The sequence below is a fragment of the Pseudoalteromonas sp. APC 3694 genome (assembly GCF_030407565.1).
Taxonomy (GTDB): Bacteria; Pseudomonadota; Gammaproteobacteria; order Enterobacterales; family Alteromonadaceae; genus Pseudoalteromonas; species Pseudoalteromonas tetraodonis.
The window spans coordinates 15,901-32,027 of sequence record NZ_JASDDE010000017.1; the positions used below are offsets into that span (position 1 = coordinate 15,901).

Sequence of the window (16,127 nt, forward strand, 5' to 3'; positions counted from 1 at the left end):
ACGGGGTTTGCTTCAATTAATACCCAATAAATAAGGCGCTTTAAAAGCGCCTTATTTTATACTCTACATTGAGCTGTGAAGCCCTGTGTTGGTTTGTTAGTCGTGAGTTGCTTCGCTAATACCAGCTCGGTTTAATAAATACTGAGTCAGCATAGGAACAGGACGACCTGTTGCGCCTTTTTTAGCACCGCTGCGCCATGCAGTACCGGCAATATCTAAATGAGCCCAGTTATACTTTTTAGTAAATTTAGATAAGAAACAGGCCGCGGTAATAGTACCTGCTGCGCGCCCACCTAAATTAGTAAAGTCGGCAAACGGGCTTTCAAGTTGATCTTGATAATCATCCCATAATGGCAGTTGCCATGCACGATCGCCACTTTGCTCAGACGCTTTTAATAAATCATGCGCCAGTGGATTATGATTAGCTAATAAACCCGTAGCATGGGCACCTAAAGCAACAATACATGCACCGGTTAAGGTTGCAACATCAATCACGGTTTCTGGTTCAAAACGTTCAACATAGGTCAGCGCATCACATAATACTAAACGGCCTTCGGCATCGGTGTTAAGTACTTCTACCGTTTGCCCAGACATAGTTGTTAGTATGTCTCCTGGGCGATAGGCGTTTGAGCTTGGCATGTTTTCACAGCCGGCTAAAACACCAATTACGTTTATAGGTAGCTGCATTTGTGCAAGTGAGCGCATAGCGCCAATAACACCAGCAGCACCGCCCATATCGTATTTCATTTCATCCATGCCTTCGCCTGGTTTTAATGAAATACCGCCTGAGTCAAAGGTTAAGCCTTTACCAACGAGAACGATAGGCGCTTGGTCATCGCTTGCGCCTTTGTAGTTAATTACCGACATAACTGATTCGTTATCACTGCCACGACCTACTGCTAGGTATGAGTTCATTCCTAGTTCGGCCATTTTATCTTCGCCAATTAGCTCAACAGTGATGTTATCAAAATTAGCTTCCAGTTCTTTGGCTTGCTCGCCAAGGTACGCTGGATTACAAATATTAGGCGGCATATTAGCAACGTCTTTACACAGCTTACTACCTGCCGCAATCGCTAAACCATGCTCAATGGCACTTTCGCCTATAGTCAGTTCGCGGCGCGTAGGCACATTAAACACCATTTTACGTAGTGGGCGGCGAGGGTCTACTTTTTTACTTTTCAGCTGATTAAAGGTGTAAAGGCAATCTTGTGTTGTTTCAACAGCTTGACGTACTTTCCAATAGGTATCACGCCCTTTAACATGTTGTTCAGTTAAAAAGCACACGGCCTCCATTGAACCCGTTTCGTTTAGCGTGTTGATAGTTTTAGAAATAATTTGCTTATATTGTTTATCGTCAAGTTCGCGTTCTTTACCGCAGCCAACAAGTAAAATACGTTCGCTTAAAATATTGGGCACATGATGCAATAGTAGTACTTGTCCTGGCTTACCTTCTAAGTCGCCACGGCGTAATAAATTAGAGATATAACCATCGCTAATTTTATCAAGTTGTTCACCAATGGGGGATAACCTGCGTGGTTCATATACACCCACAACAATACACGCACTGCGTTGTTTTTCTGGGCTACCACTTTTTACGTTGAATTCCATTGTCACTCCTGATTTTGAGTCATCTATAGAAGCTAAATTGGGACTAAAAATGTGTTTTCTAGTCTTTTTACCTAAATTTTTAGGTCTAGCGCTAATATTAGTAGATTTTACTCGACTCTTACTGTGTATTTGAACTTTATATGCTTAAGGGTAACTAATGCAACATTATATCGTGATGTTAGGTAGGATAATTAATATTGATGGCTTATAATATGTGCTTAATACTCATTTAAAATGAGTGAATTAACTAGTTCACTCATCGTTTTTTATTATTATATTGAAATTCCATGTTTAACAGGGGCGAATGTTGCTAATTTTCCGTTATTTGACCACTGAGGTTTTAAAATCGCAGGTCGCCGTATTTTTAACTTTAATGACCATATTTTTGTCGCAAAAGTTTGTTGTTATTCTTGGTGATGCCTCAGAGGGGAGTATCCCAGCAAAACTCGTGTTCGCAATGATTGCGCTTAAGTTGCCACAGTTAGCATCATTAATTTTACCCCTGAGTTTATTTTTAGGAATTATTTTAGCTTATAGCCGTATTTACGCTGACAGTGAAATGACGGTACTTAAAGCTTGTGGCGTGAGTGAGTGGTATGTGGTGCGCATTACGCTTATTTCTAGTGTCATCTTAGCGTTACTCGCCGCGGTACTTACCTTGTATGTTGCACCTTGGGCTAGCGAGCAAGAATATCAATTAAAAGAGCAAGCAAAGGCGGATGCTGGATTATCGGCGCTTAGAGCTGGGCGTTTTCAACAAACCGGTAACGAAAAAGCCGTGGTGTTTATTCATAATATTGAAAATGGCGGCAAAGAACTTAATAAAGTATTTGTTGCGCAGTTGCCAGATAGTGAAAAAGGCGATTTAGCGCGTTTAGTATACGCTGAGCAAGGCGTTGTAATTGAAGCACAAAGTGGTGAGCAGCAGTTAGTACTTACTGATGGTAAACGCTACGAAACTGATGGCGAAGCGCCTTCGCTTAACTTAACTGAGTTTGATGGTTACAGCGTACAAATTCGCGAACAAGAAATAGAGCATCAACGTCGTAAATTAGAAGCTGTGCCAACCCGTGAACTTATGTCAATTAATACTCCCGAAGCAATTGCACAGTGGCAGTGGCGTTTAGCGATCCCACTTTCCATTCCGTTATTAACTTTACTGGCCGTGCCTTTGAGTGTAGTAAACCCTCGCCAAGGTAAATTTGCAAAATTGGTACCCGCTATCAGCTTGTATTTAGGTTATTTTATTTTACTTAATGCGGCCAAATTTGCGGTAGAAGATGGCAAAATTCCGCCATCAATTGGACTGTGGTGGATTCATTTAAGTGCATTATTTATTGGTAGCTTATTAATTATTAGAGGTCGTCCATTGGGTGCTTGGCTTAAAGCTGTCGTCACTAAGCGGGAGCAAAACCTATGATGAAAACACTTGATTGGTACTTAGGCCGTAGCATTTTGCAAACCACAGGGTTTGCGTTAATGGTGCTAGTGGGTATTAGTACATTAATAAAGTTTATTGAGCAGCTTAAATCTGTAGGGCGCGGGAGCTACGATATAATGACTGCCATGCTGTACACTATTTACAGTATTCCAGATGATTTAGTGGTGTTTTTTCCTATGGCTGCACTTATTGGTGGCTTAACTGGATTAGGAGCGCTTGCCTCAAATAGTGAGTTGGTAGTAATGCAAGCGGCGGGGATGTCGCGTTTACAAATTATTGGCTCAGTAATGAAAACAGCTATTTTTATGGCATTGTGCGTAATGGCTTTAGGCGAGTGGGGCGCTCCTGCTGCACAGCTGCACGCTAAGGAAATGCGTAATCAAGCGATTCATGGTGGGGATGTGTTTAATGCGCAAAAAGGAGTATGGGCTAAAGACGCTAATAACTTCATTAACATTGAAGATGTTGACCAAAATGGCATGCTGCGCGGCGTTAACATGTATCATTTTGATAAATCGTTATCACTAACACAAATCACCAAAGCAAAAGAAGCCGTAGGGCGAGATAGTGGTTGGCTATTGCGCGATGTAAATAAAGTGATGATCAGCGAAGAGTTAATTACCACTGAACAAGTTTCTGAAGAGTTTTACCCGTCGCAGCTTACCGCCGAAAAGCTAGGCGTGGTATCGGTAAAACCAGAATCACTGTCGTTTTCAGGGCTATGGTCATATTTAGCTTACTTACAACAAAATGAGCAAGACACCAGCACCTATGATTTAGCATTGTGGCGTAAATTAATGCAGCCCGTGTCTATTGCCGTAATGTTGTTGGTTGCCTTGTCGTTTATATTTGGTCCGCTGCGAACTGTAACTATGGGGGCACGAATTATTATGGGGGTGGTAACCGGTATTGTGTTCCACCTAACCAATGAGATATTTGGGCCTGTGGTAATGGTATATCAAATTCCTGCAATTATAGGCGCCGTTTTGCCGAGTATCTTATTTACTGGGTTTGCAGCTTATTTAATGAATAAGCGGGTATAACTAAATTTAAAGCTTAAATAAAAAACGCGGCCTTTGTAAAAAGCGCCGCGTTTTTTATTCTTTAGCTTGAGATTATACCAATTCGCTTAATTAAGTATTATTGCGAATTGATATCAATCTAGTTCGCGATAAACGCGTTTATTTTCTTCTTTGGTGAGCGTAACCACTTCGGTTTTTGATAAGTAATCTTGTAGTGATTTTTTGTTTTTAAAATCAACTAAAACAACTAAGTTACCTAAACCAAGTAACGCGCCCATGCAGCGAATAACTGATTGCGACCAACTAATTAAATTGCCATCGTTAGTTTGTACTCTTAATCGCCATGCTCGCATACCAATTGTTTGACCGCTTTTGGTCCAAAAGTAACTAAAAAATATAACATTTACGCCCACAAACAACGCACTGCGAATGCCATCTAGTAAAGGTGAATTATCTATAAATGCAGCAGGGTCTTGACCTTCGGTTTGTTCAATAAGGCCCGTAGAAATTAAAACTTGAATTGCAGCAAAGTACAAAATAGCGGTTAGCATAGATAATGAAATGACGACTAAAGAGTCGTATATTAGCGACGCAAAACGGCGCCAAAAGCCAGCACGTGGAAACTCACCCGACATAAAAATACTCTCACTGTTAATGTGTGGCTAGTTTAGCAAATAAGCCGCTAAATACTACCTATTACGCTACGTGCTTAACTCGGTATTGGCTCAAATGTTAATGGTTGCCTAAATGTTAAGCGGTTGATCATACTTAATACATAAAACGCTTGCCGCTTTGCTTATTGTTTGTATAATGCTAGACAGTGAGATGGAAGAGGGTACATAATCTTTCACTCTAAAGTGGTTTTTCTTTATCTTCTCGTGTTTAGAAGGTTAAAGAAAAATGATGCCAGCGTGATGAAATTGGTATACATGGGGGATTCAAAATCCCCTGCCGCAAGGCGTGCCGGTTCAAGTCCGGCCGCTGGTACCACTTTTTATAGCCCCGACCAAATTGGTTGGGGTTTTTTTATGCCTAAGATTTGAGTTCACGGATTTTAATTACAAAAAATGTGTCCAACATTGCTACTTTTATAAGCAGTAGGTTTTGATCTAAACTTGGCCTGTAAACGTTTTGGTTTACCTAACCTTAAGCTCTGCTTGAGATAGGTTTCTTATCCAGAACTTAGGTTATATAGTAAACACAGGCCTGACTTTAATCGTATTTTTCATTGATACGGGTGTGCTAAGTTATGCAATGTGTTTTGACTCGGGTATTATATACCTCAACCTCTTGTTGCGAATAAAACATCATGACTCAACTAACCGCAAAACAGAATATTCAAGCCATTGTAAAAGCGATTAAGGCTGAAGAAGCATTACTGCGTAAAAAACACCCGCTATTAATGCATCAAAATACCTTAGGAATGGCTATTTTATTACTTTCTTTGAGTGCATTAATCGGAATTGGCACGCTGTATTATTTTGCTATTATCCCCGCGTGGCTGTGTATGATTTTAGCGGCGATTGCCACCTCTATTTCCCATGAACTTGAGCACGACCTAATTCACAAACAGTATTTTAGTAACCAGCCATTTTTACATAATTTTATGATGCTAACCGTGTGGTTGATGCGTCCTAATACTATTAGCCCGTGGTACCGCCGCAAGATGCATTTACATCATCATAAAACCTCGGGGACTGAGCAAGATTTAGAAGAGCGTTTGGTAGGTAATGGTATTAAAAATCCGTTTTTACGTGCCTTGGTAATTGTTGATGGATTACTCGGTTTATTAATTAATGCAAAACGTTTTAGTAAAGAAATTAATGGGTTTAGCTTCTTTAAAGTGTTTAATGCAGGTTTTCCGATTACTACTGCGTATTTCGCCATTTTATATAGCGTAATTGTGTTTCACTTAGTTAATTTGTTCACTCCACTGGCTGCTAATTCACCTGTATTGCTGCTTGATGTAATGAATGTGTTTGAATTTCTAATGGTGGTGCTGATTGTGCCTAATATTGTGCGTTCGAGCTCACTTAATTTTGTTACTTCAAGTATGCATTATTACGGCGGTGTTAATAATATGCTTGAACAAACTCACGTCATCACCAGCCGTTTGTTTATGCCATTTAATTTATTTTGCTTTAACTTTGGGCATACTCATACTATTCATCATTTTGTGCCGAATCAGCCGTTTTATTTACGACAAATGATCAGTAAAAAAATCCTTGAAGTGATGCGCCAACACGGCGTGCGTTTTAATGATTTTGCCAGTATTAAGCAAGCAAACTTGTATCAGTAATACTCAGTGTAAAATGGCATCATAATGCAGTCGGACTCGCAGCAGCAATTAACTCAGCAAGATGCGTTAGCGCAATGTGTACAAGCTATAAAGGGGACCAGTTTTGCGCAAAAGCTGGTTAATTACATTGCCCTTATTGTTGAGTTTGATTGTGCGGTTGTATTGGCTTGCAGAGTAAATAAGCATCCCATTTATTTATTCGATTCTATCGAGAAACAGCGTGAACTTTTATTTCAGCGCTACCTTACTAACTCGTTTGTAAACGACCCTTTTTATACTGAACTGGTTAGTAAAGCTGAGGAAGGAGTATTTCGGCTCGCTGATATAGCTAGTTATCAAGATGAACTGACCTTTAAGGCATATCAACAGCAGTTTTATACTCACACTGACTGGACTGATGAGCTAAGTATTTGTACTAATATAGGTAACGGTCGCTCGATTGTTATTTACCTTGGTTTATTATCCAATAACCAGCGCTTTAGTGCGTTGCAAAAGCAACAATTAATAGCACATTTTAATTTAATAAAAGCACTGTGTAGCCAACATTGGGGTAGCCAAAAATTACTATTAAATCAATTTAATAGTACAGCGACTGGACAGCTGATGGAAAATGCACTCACATCATTTGCTAATCAACAACTCACTCAGCGAGAGCATCAGGTTGCTTGTTTAATTGTACAAGGTTGCGACTCCGCAGATATTGCTGCTCAGCTTGGGATCACCCTAGGTACAGTTAAAAACCATCGCAAACGTATATATTCGCAGTTAAACGTTGCTTCACTAAGTGAATTTTTTCGACTGTTTTTAAACCATTTAATGCGCACAGAATAAAATGCGTTTATGTCCCTTTAGGGATATAGTGCCCATCGCTGAGTTTAATTAGTATTTTTCTTATAGATAATTTTGAGAAATACGATGACAGCACATTTACTTAATGACATTACGCAGCGTGGTTTAGTCTCTCAAGTGAGTAATATTGAGCAATTAACCCAGAAGCTTGAAACCCCACAGGTGGTTTACTGTGGCTTCGATCCTACCGCAGGTAGCTTACATATAGGTCACTTAGTACCATTAATAATGCTAAAGCGTTTTATGGATGCAGGGCATCAAGGTGTGGCATTAATTGGGGGGGCTACAGGGTTGATTGGTGACCCGAGTTTTAAAGCCACTGAGCGTAGCCTAAATACCAAACAAACGGTGTCGCAATGGGTGGATGCGCTTGCAAACCAAGTTGAGAGTGTACTTGGTCCGCATTTAAACCAGCCACTGCAAATAAAAAATAACGCTGACTGGTTTAGCAGTATTGATGTATTAGACTTTTTTCGTGATGTAGGTAAACACTTTTCAATTAACACCATGATCAACCGCGAGTCAGTAAAACAACGTTTGCAACGTCCAGACCAAGGCTTGTCGTTTACTGAATTTAGTTACTCCTTATTGCAGTCGTATGACTTTGCTAAGCTCAATAGTGAGCTAAATTGTACTTTGCAGATAGGCGGTAACGATCAGTGGGGTAATATCGTCAGTGGAATTGATTTAACCCGCCGTTTAAACCAGCAAACAGTGTTTGGTTTAACGTTGCCACTTATTACCAAGTCAGACGGTACAAAATTTGGAAAAACCGAGGGCGGTGCTATTTGGCTCAACCCCAAAAAAACCTCACCGTATCGTTTTTATCAGTTTTGGTTAAATTGTGAAGATGCTGATGTGTATAACTTTTTGCGTTTTTATACTTTTTTATCAGTTAAAGAAATTGAGGCCATAGAAGCAAACGATAAGATAAGCGGCCAAAAGCCTCAAGCACAGCGCATTTTAGCTGAGCAATTAACACGTTTTGTTCATGCTGAAGAAGGCTTGGCAAGTGCGCAGCGTCTCACTGAGTTGTTATTTAATGGTCAGGTGCAAACACTCACCTTGGCAGAACTTGAACAATTAGAGCAAGATGGGCTAACCGTGAACACTATTAGCGACATGCAAATAAGTATTGCTGAGTTACTAGTTAAAAGTAAACTGGCCAGCTCAAAGCGACAGGCGCGTGAATTAATAACAGCTAATGCGATTAAAATTAATAGTATGGTCGTTACTGACGAGCATGCGCAGCTTGATATTTCGTTGTTTGAACGCTTTTGGATAATGCAACGTGGCAAAAAGCAATTCAGGCTTATTAAACTAGTTTAAAGTATAAACAGTGGGCTTATGATTACACGGCCCACCTTAAATTTACACTTAGGCCTTGTTGCGTATAGTAATATTCCGTCCGCCTAAATAGCCAAACATAGCGCTTAGTGCACTCGCACTCGCGCAAAACCACAAAGTAGATGTCCAGTTACCAAAATAACTATGTAGTGCACCTGCAATAATAGGCCCCGTAGCGGCAAGTAAATAACCAATACACTGCGCCATACCTGAAAGGGCAGCAGCTTGATGTGAGTCGTGAGTACGTAAACTTATAAACGACAAGCCCAATATAAAGCATGCACCCGAGCAAAACCCCATAGTAATTGACCACACAAACGCATGTACTGGCATATACAGTAGTCCTATTGAAGATAGGCTTGCCAATACTCCTAAGGCAAAGGTGAGTACACGCTGATCTTTCAGTTTTGCTAATAAAGGAATTAGGATAATACCAGGCAATGCCGAAGCCACCTGAAATGAGCCTTGTAATGCACCCGCTTGCTGTGCATTGAAGCCACTGTCAATTAATATACTTGGTAACCAGCCTATAATTATATAAGTAAATAACGAATTACAGCCAAGTAGCAAGGTAATTTGCCACGCAAGCGCTTGGTGCCACACTTTAACCTCATCGGTATTTTCAACCAGATCTTTAGTTGGTTTGGTGCGTAGCTTTAATTGCGGTAACCAAATAAATAAACTTAGTAAAGTAATTAACGCATAACTGGCCAAAGCGATTTGCCAACCTATTTGTTTATATTCTGCAAGTGGAATAATTAACGCTGAGTAACTACCACCAAAAATACCCATAGCAAGTACATACGCCGAGGTCATTACTGCTACTTTATGTGCAAAGTCGCGCTTAATTAAACTCGGTAGCAGTACATTACCTATCGCAATGCCTACCCCGATGACAACGGTGCCTAAATAGAGTATCGGCACAGAATCTATCATGCGTGATGCTAAGCCTAGGCCAATCAAAATAAGAGCAATAAATAGCGATACTTCTAAACCTTGCCTCTTAGCTAAACTAGTTGCTAATGGGCTTGCTAAAGCAAATGCAATTAAAGGTAAGGTGGTAAGCATACCGGCTTGTGATGCGCTTAAATTAAAACTAAGAATTATTTGGTCCAATACAGGAGCTAAACCAGTCACCGGCGCACGTAAGTTACTAGCAATAAGTATAATACCCAGTATTAATAATGCGAAAGATAAACGAGATTGAGGTTGTTGGATTAACAAGGTAAATGTCCTAGCAAGTTAGTTATTTAGCAAGAGGCAATTGAGCCTAGTATAAAGGCTTAATCATCACTATAATTTAGTAAAAGAGACATTAAATAACTAAAAACAGACAAAATGCAGCTTTCCCAAGATTGGAATGAAATAATAAACTTTGAAATTATGCCGCAGCCGGTTATTGCAAAAATAGAATATGCCCAGCTTAGCCGTGAAATTCCACTGCATACACACCCAAAAGGGCAGTTAATTTTAGCTCTATACGGCTATGTTACTTGTGAAGTAGCAACAAAAATGTGGATGGTACCTACCCACAGTGCTATTTGGATCCCAGCAAATGTAGAGCACAGTAATAGGGCATCTGATAATGCGCATTTATGCCATTTATTCATTGATGTAAACTTACAAGGAATGCCAGCTACAGCCTGTACATTAACTATCAGTCCTCTTGTAAAAGAATTAATGCTTAGTTTGGCAGGTAACCAGCAAAACTATAGCTTAATAGGTAAAACCGCGCGGCTTGCACAAGTATTATTTGATCAACTAGTGGATATGCCAATTCAACCTTTAGATTTTGTACTATCAAAAAATAGTGTGATTAAAAACATGAGTAATCAGCTTATTAGTCAGCCTTATAGCCGCAAAACATTACCACAATGGGCGCAGCAATTTGCTTTAACTGAGCGTACTTTAGCGCGATTGATAAAAAAGAAACAGGCATGACCTTTGGTAAATGGCGTACTCAATTGCATATTATAATTGCACTGCAGGCGTTATCTAATCAGCAAAGTGTACAACAGGTATCAGAGTTATTAGGTTATGAATCGGTGAGTGCGTTTATTACTATGTTCAAAAAGGTAATGAAAAAATCGCCCATGCGTTACATGAGCGAACTGGATGCCTACCAATTATAAGTTGCCGAAATCATGGCATTACGTGGTTTACCTGGGAAGTAACGATCCCCAGTAAAGCTGGTGTAATCGGCGCGCTCAGCGTAGGCCGTGTTAGTTAAGTTTATAATTCGGGCACTCAGTAATAGCTGTGGACTAATTTGCCACTGGCCGCGCAAGCTTAAAATATCGTGGCCTTGATATTCATGTAAGTTTTCAGGGTCGGTAAAGTAGCGGCTAACATAGTGCCATTGCAGCGCAAGGCTAATACTCTCGTTGGCTTGCCAGTTAAAATCGATATTAGCAACCTTTCGAGGTGCGGTATCAATATCGTTACCTTTAATATTAATGCTGCCAATAACTTGCTCATTCGAGTACGTATGCTTGGCATAAGTGCCTGCGAAGTTAACCGATAAGTGCTGATTAAAGCTATGCGCTAACTCAAGCTCAATGCCGCGATGTCGAGTTTGGCCGTCATTAACAGTAAAAAAGTCACTGTCACGGTAGATGGTATTGTGCTTGCTCATCGTATAAGCCGACAAACCGTAGCGAGTATTGTTGTACACCCCTTTAATACCTAACTCAGCATTATTTGCTATTTCTGCGTCTAAGTCGGCAGTACTTTGCTCGCGTTGTAATTGATAGAGCTCAGCCGCTTGGGGGGCTCGATAGCCTCTTGAAAAGTTAGCGTATAGTGTATTGTTAATATTAAGCTGATAGCTCACCCCGAGTTTTGGCGAAAGATTACTAAAGCTGTTTTTAGTGCTCTCTGGGCGACTATAACGACAGCCACCAAAACCACATTTACTGCCATCTTCTTTCGTACGCCCTGTAAGCATATTGTTTTGATAGTCATATTGCACATGCTCATAACGAACACCTGCGGTTATAAGCCAATTATTTAGTTGCCAATCAATAGCGGCAAATGGAGCGTATAAGGTGGCATCGACTTGGTAATCGTAATGTTTACCTTGCGGCACAGTGGCCACTAAAAACGCAGAGCCTTGGGTGGGGTTATCTTGGGTTTGTAAAACATCGGCTTGGGTAAACTCACCATCAAAGCCAAGCTTTAAGTTCGTATTGTCGTTCACATAATGTTGATAAAGCGATTGTAGGCCAAACCCCGTTTGACTGTTTTTTTCGAGCGGAGTACCGGGTAAAAAGTGTTTGAAAAAGTCCATGCTTTGGTCACGAATATAAGGAGTAACAACAAGCGTGTTCTCACCTAATTGCCAGCTTGCTTTACTCCAAGCCCTAAGCGATCGGGCTTTTCTAAAGGCGTCAGGATCAAAATTTTGCTGTGCAATATCTTCATCTTTATAGCTTTGAAAGCCACTAATATATCCTGCGGTTTGTTGGTCTAAGTCGGTATAGGTCAACCCCGATATTAAACTTAAGTTGTTGTTAGCGTATCGATGTCGCACATTTATTTTTTGTTGTTTAACGCTTTCATCATCTCGGTAACCGCCATCATCGGTAAAGCTGGCATTAATACCGAACCCTGAATTATCCATAGCATGGCCTGCACGCAGTTTATAGCGAGCATAACCGTAAGAGCCATAATCAACACCCAGTAAACCACCACCTTGGGTCGTGTCTGGTGTAATGACGTTAATTACGCCATGCACTGCATTTGAGCCATACAGTGCAGAGCCTGGGCCTTTTAATACTTCAATACGCTGTGCCATCTCACTATGTGCTTCAAACAGCTCATTAATATTACAAAACCCAGCTGCACGAAGAGCTATGCCATCTTCTGCGGTTAAAACACCACCACAAGCGCCCGTACCAGAAAGTACTTGCGAGCGCAGAGCCGGTAAATACTCTTGGCCATTCCCACGTTGCACATTGGCACCTGCAACGCGTTGTAGCGCTTCCTCTACATGGGTAGGAGCTATAAGCTCAAGCTGTGATTCACTTAATACACTGATCACCAGTGGTAATGGCGTGGAAAGCGCTTCACTACGCGATGCTGTGGTGGTGATACGTTCAATTGATTGCGCGGTATCTTCAGCACACGCACTATTAATTAAACCTAACTGACTGCATAACAATAACGGGGGTAAATAGTAATATTTCATAAATTCCAGCACATCGGCAATTTGATAAGTTTAGGGTAGGGGATTTTGTGAATTGGTTAAAGCACACTCAACCTATAAACCCGATAAGTAATCGATAAAACAATACAAAAAATGCCCGGAAAAACTAAAGTGAGCACTGAGTAATGTTTAAATAGTAATACACCTACCACTCCGCCGGCTAAAAACCCGGCAATAATTAATACAAAGACCAAGCATTTTCTATTGTCAAAAGCTTCTCCTTTTAGGGCTTTACCAAACATCAAACCCAGATCGGTAAAAATACCTGTTAAGTGAGTGGTTCGCACAACTGCGCCGCTGTAGTTAGTGGCTAAAGCATTTTGTAAGCCGCAGGCCGCAGAAGCGAGTGTAAGTGCGTAAGGGTAAGAATATTGAAGTAGCTGTGCGCTTAACAGCAGTAAAATACCCTCAATAAATAAGAGCGTATCGTAATGGCGGCCTAGCTTAAGTGAACCCCCTGAAAGCATTAAGCCTGTTAATGCCGAGCCAAATATAAAACTCAGTACAATCGCAATTAAAAATAACGCTGCCTTGATGTTGGTAGTAAGTTCAATAGCTAATGAAGTCACCGACCCTGAAACGTGAGAAATTGCTTGCTGTTCAAACCCTAATAAACCTACTGCGTTTACCATACCGGCAATAAAAGCGAGGGTAAACGCACCATATTCGACCCACTTAGGTAGTTTTGTAAACATCCTTTTAGCTCCGGTTTCAGTGTGTAGATTAATCATACACTTAATTAAAGTTAATAAATGAAAAGAGGTTATATTTTTAACATCACAAGCAAGTGATGATCGCTAAATTTAACTTTTGCGTATTAACCAAATTTGGAATTAATATGTTTAACCAAGAACAGCAATCACGCATTATAGAAATGGCATGGGAAGACAGAACGCCATTTGAGGCCATTGAAAATCTGTATGGGCTAAATTACCCTCAATTAGTTAATTTTATGCGGGAGCATATCTCTAGCGGGTCATTTAAAGTATGGCGTAAGCGCCATGCTGGGCGTAAAACTAAACACCTAAAGTTACGCGACCCCGCGATTATGCGCTGTCATTGTAAAACACAGTACAAGCAACGTTAATTTTTCTCATTTCATGTAATGTTCAGGCTTAGCCGTTAATACTTTTCAGTAATGATCACACTGGAGAATCGCCATGAAATCACTAATCAGTATTTTAGTAATGGTTTTTGCGCTAACGGCAACAAACGCATTTGCTGTACCACACAAAGACAAACATGCAGGCAAGCATGCGAATAAACACGCAAACAAGCATCACTGGAAAAAGCAAAAATATAACCAATACAATAATAAAAAATGGCTTTCTAAGAAACAAGCCAAGCAGTTAATTCGTCAAGGGTGGACTCCACCAGGGTGGCACACCCGTTATCATCAAGGCGATATCCTCGAGCGTGATATTTATAAGCGTGCTAGAGTAATAGACCGAGAAAGAGACACTGTGCGAATAGAAGTTGATCGCACTATTATTCACTTAGTGCACGACACTCGTGAAATACTCTCTATTTTACAGCGCTATTAGGATTTATAAATGCTCACTGTATTGGTCATAGTTACTGGCTTGTTGTTATTAATAACCTTATTACCCCTGTCATACAGTCAGCATTACTTGATACGTAGTTGCGACTTTGTGCGCTTGCAGGTGTGCTACCTAGCAAGCGCTGTAATTATCGTGGCACTAATAGGTATGTGGCAAAGCGACTTTATTGCATACTCATTAATAGCGGCTGTTGCTTTAATTATTTGTGCGCTTCAAGCTAAGTGGATTTATCCCTACACTTGGTTTGCAAAAAAAGAAGTATTAACAGCGCCAAAAAGTAGTGATCATAGTATCAGAATCTTATCCGCTAATGTACTGATGTCGAATCGACATAGTGAGCAGCTAATTAACTTAGTCGATAAATATCAGCCCGATTTACTTATCACTTTAGAAAGCGATAGTTGGTGGCAAGATAAATTGTCCGTGCTTAAAAAAAACTACCCTTATCAAGTACAGTGTCCAAAAGATAACCGCTACGGCATGCATGTCTTTAGTAAATTTAACATACTCGATGCACAAATTTGTGAACTCATAGAAGATAATATTCCCTCTATTCATATTTTATTTGAAAACCACCAAGGGTTAAAAATGCAGGGGCATTTTATTCATCCCGCGCCACCAAGCCCAACCGAAGAAGATTCATCACGCCCGCGCGATAGCGAATTAATAATGGTGGCTAAAGCGCTTAAAAATCCAAGCCGCCCGACGATAGTCGCTGGCGATTTAAATGATGTTGCTTGGTCACGCAGTACTCGTTTATTTATGCAAATTAGTGGCTTTTTAGACCCTCGTAAAGGCCGTGGTTTTTTTAATACTTTTCACGCTAATTACTTTTTTATGCGCTGGCCGCTCGATCACTTATTCCACTCTACAGGTTTTACTGTAAAGCGTATCAAACGTCTTGCTAAATATGGCTCCGATCACTTTGCTCTGCTTACCGAACTTGTTTATGAAGATGCTAATCAGCAATCACTCGAAACAAAGCCCAGCGAGCTTAAACAGCAAGACATACAAGAGCTTGCTATGAGCAAAGCCGATAAACGTAAAGTGCCTAGGTTTGAAAAAGGCTAGATGAAGTACAGATGTTAGGTTAAAGGCTTTAGGCGAAAGGCAAAATTAATACATTAGGGTCGTGCTTTTAAATTTGCGGGATTTTATGTAGCGAGCTATTTAGTTGAGTGTTAATTAACAAAGAGATTCATTATGTTTAATAAAATTATCGACTTTTGGTTTACAGAGCTTGAGCCTAAGCAGTGGTGGCAAAAAGACGAGGCGTTTGATTTGATGATTCAGGCTCGTTTTGGCCAATTACACCAGCAAGCGAGTGCGAGTGAGTTATTTCAATGGCGTGAGAGTGCACTAGGCAGCCTAGCTGAAATTATCGTGCTTGATCAGTTCTCGCGCAATATTTATCGTGACAAGCTAGCATCATTTGCCTGTGATTCAATGGCTTTAGCGTTAGCACAATCGGCCATTACAAAAGGGTTTGATAAGAAGTTGACGGATGAGCAACGCGTATTTTTGTATATGCCTTTTATGCACAGCGAATCGAAGTTAATTCATAAGGAAGCGGTTAAGTTATATAAGGGATTAGGTATTCAAAATAACTTAGACTTTGAGTATCAACATAAAGCGATTATCGATAAATTTAATCGTTACCCGCATCGTAATAAAATACTGGGGCGGGAGTCTACAGAAGAAGAACGCGAGTTTTTAAAACAGCCCAATTCAGGTTTTTAGATTCATCAGGCAAAAAAACACCGCGCTTATTACAAGCGCGGTATTTAATTTT

At 40.4% G+C, this 16,127-nt stretch carries 14 protein-coding genes, 1 tRNA gene and 1 pseudogene; 11 read left to right on the top strand and 5 right to left on the bottom strand.

Annotated elements, in window-relative coordinates:
- Positions 1-96: 96 nt before the first annotated feature.
- Positions 97-1,608: a leucyl aminopeptidase gene (pepA, locus tag QMA00_RS07905; RefSeq protein ID WP_013464166.1), complete on the bottom strand. Its 1,512-nt coding sequence runs from the start codon at positions 1,606-1,608 to the stop codon at positions 97-99.
- A 307-nt stretch (positions 1,609-1,915) separates the two neighbouring features.
- On the opposite strand from pepA, the gene lptF reads away from it, so the two are divergent.
- Complete coding sequence (gene lptF / locus QMA00_RS07910) at positions 1,916-3,028, top strand: LPS export ABC transporter permease LptF (protein ID WP_041695840.1); 1,113 nt, start codon at positions 1,916-1,918, stop codon at positions 3,026-3,028.
- Positions 3,025-4,092 carry an LPS export ABC transporter permease LptG gene (gene lptG, locus QMA00_RS07915; protein ID WP_013464168.1) on the top strand — a complete coding sequence of 356 codons (1,068 nt, stop codon included), beginning with the start codon at positions 3,025-3,027 and terminating at the stop codon, positions 4,090-4,092. The genes lptF and lptG overlap by 4 nt, the downstream gene beginning before the upstream one ends.
- A gap of 113 nt (positions 4,093-4,205) precedes the next feature.
- Here the strand turns inward: lptG and QMA00_RS07920 are convergent, their stop codons facing one another.
- The gene (locus QMA00_RS07920; RefSeq protein WP_076922057.1) at positions 4,206-4,706 is read right to left on the bottom strand and encodes an RDD family protein; all 501 of its coding nucleotides are present in this window, start codon (positions 4,704-4,706) and stop codon (positions 4,206-4,208) included.
- Between the two features lie 270 nt (positions 4,707-4,976).
- Here QMA00_RS07920 and QMA00_RS07925 point away from each other — a divergent pair.
- The 4 genes from QMA00_RS07925 to tyrS all read left to right on the top strand — a co-directional run bounded on the left by QMA00_RS07925 (position 4,977) and on the right by tyrS (position 8,548).
- Positions 4,977-5,061, top strand: a tRNA-Leu gene (locus QMA00_RS07925).
- Between the two features lie 319 nt (positions 5,062-5,380).
- On the top strand, positions 5,381-6,370 hold the full coding sequence (locus QMA00_RS07930; RefSeq protein ID WP_076922056.1) for a fatty acid desaturase: 990 nt from the start codon (positions 5,381-5,383) through the stop codon (positions 6,368-6,370).
- 24 nt (positions 6,371-6,394) lie between these two features.
- Complete coding sequence (locus tag QMA00_RS07935; RefSeq protein ID WP_076922055.1) at positions 6,395-7,201, top strand: LuxR C-terminal-related transcriptional regulator; 807 nt, start codon at positions 6,395-6,397, stop codon at positions 7,199-7,201.
- An 84-nt stretch (positions 7,202-7,285) separates the two neighbouring features.
- Entirely contained in the window at positions 7,286-8,548 is a 1,263-nt protein-coding gene (gene tyrS / locus QMA00_RS07940; protein ID WP_076922054.1) for a tyrosine--tRNA ligase, read from the top strand.
- A gap of 48 nt (positions 8,549-8,596) precedes the next feature.
- Here the strand turns inward: tyrS and QMA00_RS07945 are convergent, their stop codons facing one another.
- On the bottom strand, positions 8,597-9,790 hold the full coding sequence (locus tag QMA00_RS07945) for an MFS transporter (RefSeq protein WP_076922053.1): 1,194 nt from the start codon (positions 9,788-9,790) through the stop codon (positions 8,597-8,599).
- A gap of 114 nt (positions 9,791-9,904) precedes the next feature.
- On the opposite strand from QMA00_RS07945, the pseudogene QMA00_RS07950 reads away from it, so the two are divergent.
- Positions 9,905-10,698, top strand: a pseudogene (locus tag QMA00_RS07950) (helix-turn-helix transcriptional regulator).
- Here QMA00_RS07950 and QMA00_RS07955 read toward each other — a convergent pair.
- Positions 10,686-12,755: a TonB-dependent receptor gene (locus QMA00_RS07955; RefSeq protein WP_076922052.1), complete on the bottom strand. Its 2,070-nt coding sequence runs from the start codon at positions 12,753-12,755 to the stop codon at positions 10,686-10,688. The pseudogene QMA00_RS07950 and the gene QMA00_RS07955 sit on opposite strands and share 13 nt — an antisense overlap.
- A 56-nt stretch (positions 12,756-12,811) precedes the next feature.
- Entirely contained in the window at positions 12,812-13,468 is a 657-nt protein-coding gene (locus QMA00_RS07960) for a YoaK family protein (protein WP_010390879.1), read from the bottom strand.
- Between the two features lie 143 nt (positions 13,469-13,611).
- Here QMA00_RS07960 and QMA00_RS07965 point away from each other — a divergent pair, with 143 nt between their 5' ends.
- From QMA00_RS07965 to QMA00_RS07980, 4 genes are all read left to right on the top strand, one after another.
- Entirely contained in the window at positions 13,612-13,860 is a 249-nt protein-coding gene (locus QMA00_RS07965; protein ID WP_076922086.1) for a TIGR03643 family protein, read from the top strand.
- 73 nt (positions 13,861-13,933) lie between these two features.
- A complete protein-coding gene (locus QMA00_RS07970; protein ID WP_076922051.1) occupies positions 13,934-14,317 on the top strand; it encodes a hypothetical protein in 384 nt (127 codons plus the stop codon).
- Positions 14,318-14,326: 9 nt separating this feature from the next.
- Entirely contained in the window at positions 14,327-15,406 is a 1,080-nt protein-coding gene (locus tag QMA00_RS07975) for an endonuclease/exonuclease/phosphatase family protein (RefSeq protein ID WP_076922050.1), read from the top strand.
- A gap of 132 nt (positions 15,407-15,538) precedes the next feature.
- Entirely contained in the window at positions 15,539-16,075 is a 537-nt protein-coding gene (locus QMA00_RS07980; RefSeq protein WP_076922049.1) for a DUF924 family protein, read from the top strand.
- Positions 16,076-16,127: the final 52 nt, after the last annotated feature.

Bases quoted from the DNA above. Each gene is read 5' to 3' on its own strand.
- pepA (WP_013464166.1), bottom strand. From the start codon at position 1,608: ATGGAATTCAACGTAAAAAGTGGTAGCCCAGAAAAACAACGCAGTGCG.
- lptG (WP_013464168.1), top strand. From the start codon at position 3,025: ATGATGAAAACACTTGATTGGTACTTAGGCCGTAGCATTTTGCAAACC.
- QMA00_RS07920 (WP_076922057.1), bottom strand. From the start codon at position 4,706: ATGTCGGGTGAGTTTCCACGTGCTGGCTTTTGGCGCCGTTTTGCGTCG.
- QMA00_RS07930 (WP_076922056.1), top strand. From the start codon at position 5,381: ATGACTCAACTAACCGCAAAACAGAATATTCAAGCCATTGTAAAAGCG.
- QMA00_RS07935 (WP_076922055.1), top strand. From the start codon at position 6,395: ATGCAGTCGGACTCGCAGCAGCAATTAACTCAGCAAGATGCGTTAGCG.
- tyrS (WP_076922054.1), top strand. From the start codon at position 7,286: ATGACAGCACATTTACTTAATGACATTACGCAGCGTGGTTTAGTCTCT.
- QMA00_RS07955 (WP_076922052.1), bottom strand. From the start codon at position 12,755: ATGAAATATTACTATTTACCCCCGTTATTGTTATGCAGTCAGTTAGGT.
- QMA00_RS07960 (WP_010390879.1), bottom strand. From the start codon at position 13,468: ATGTTTACAAAACTACCTAAGTGGGTCGAATATGGTGCGTTTACCCTC.
- QMA00_RS07965 (WP_076922086.1), top strand. From the start codon at position 13,612: ATGTTTAACCAAGAACAGCAATCACGCATTATAGAAATGGCATGGGAA.
- QMA00_RS07970 (WP_076922051.1), top strand. From the start codon at position 13,934: ATGAAATCACTAATCAGTATTTTAGTAATGGTTTTTGCGCTAACGGCA.
- QMA00_RS07975 (WP_076922050.1), top strand. From the start codon at position 14,327: ATGCTCACTGTATTGGTCATAGTTACTGGCTTGTTGTTATTAATAACC.
- QMA00_RS07980 (WP_076922049.1), top strand. From the start codon at position 15,539: ATGTTTAATAAAATTATCGACTTTTGGTTTACAGAGCTTGAGCCTAAG.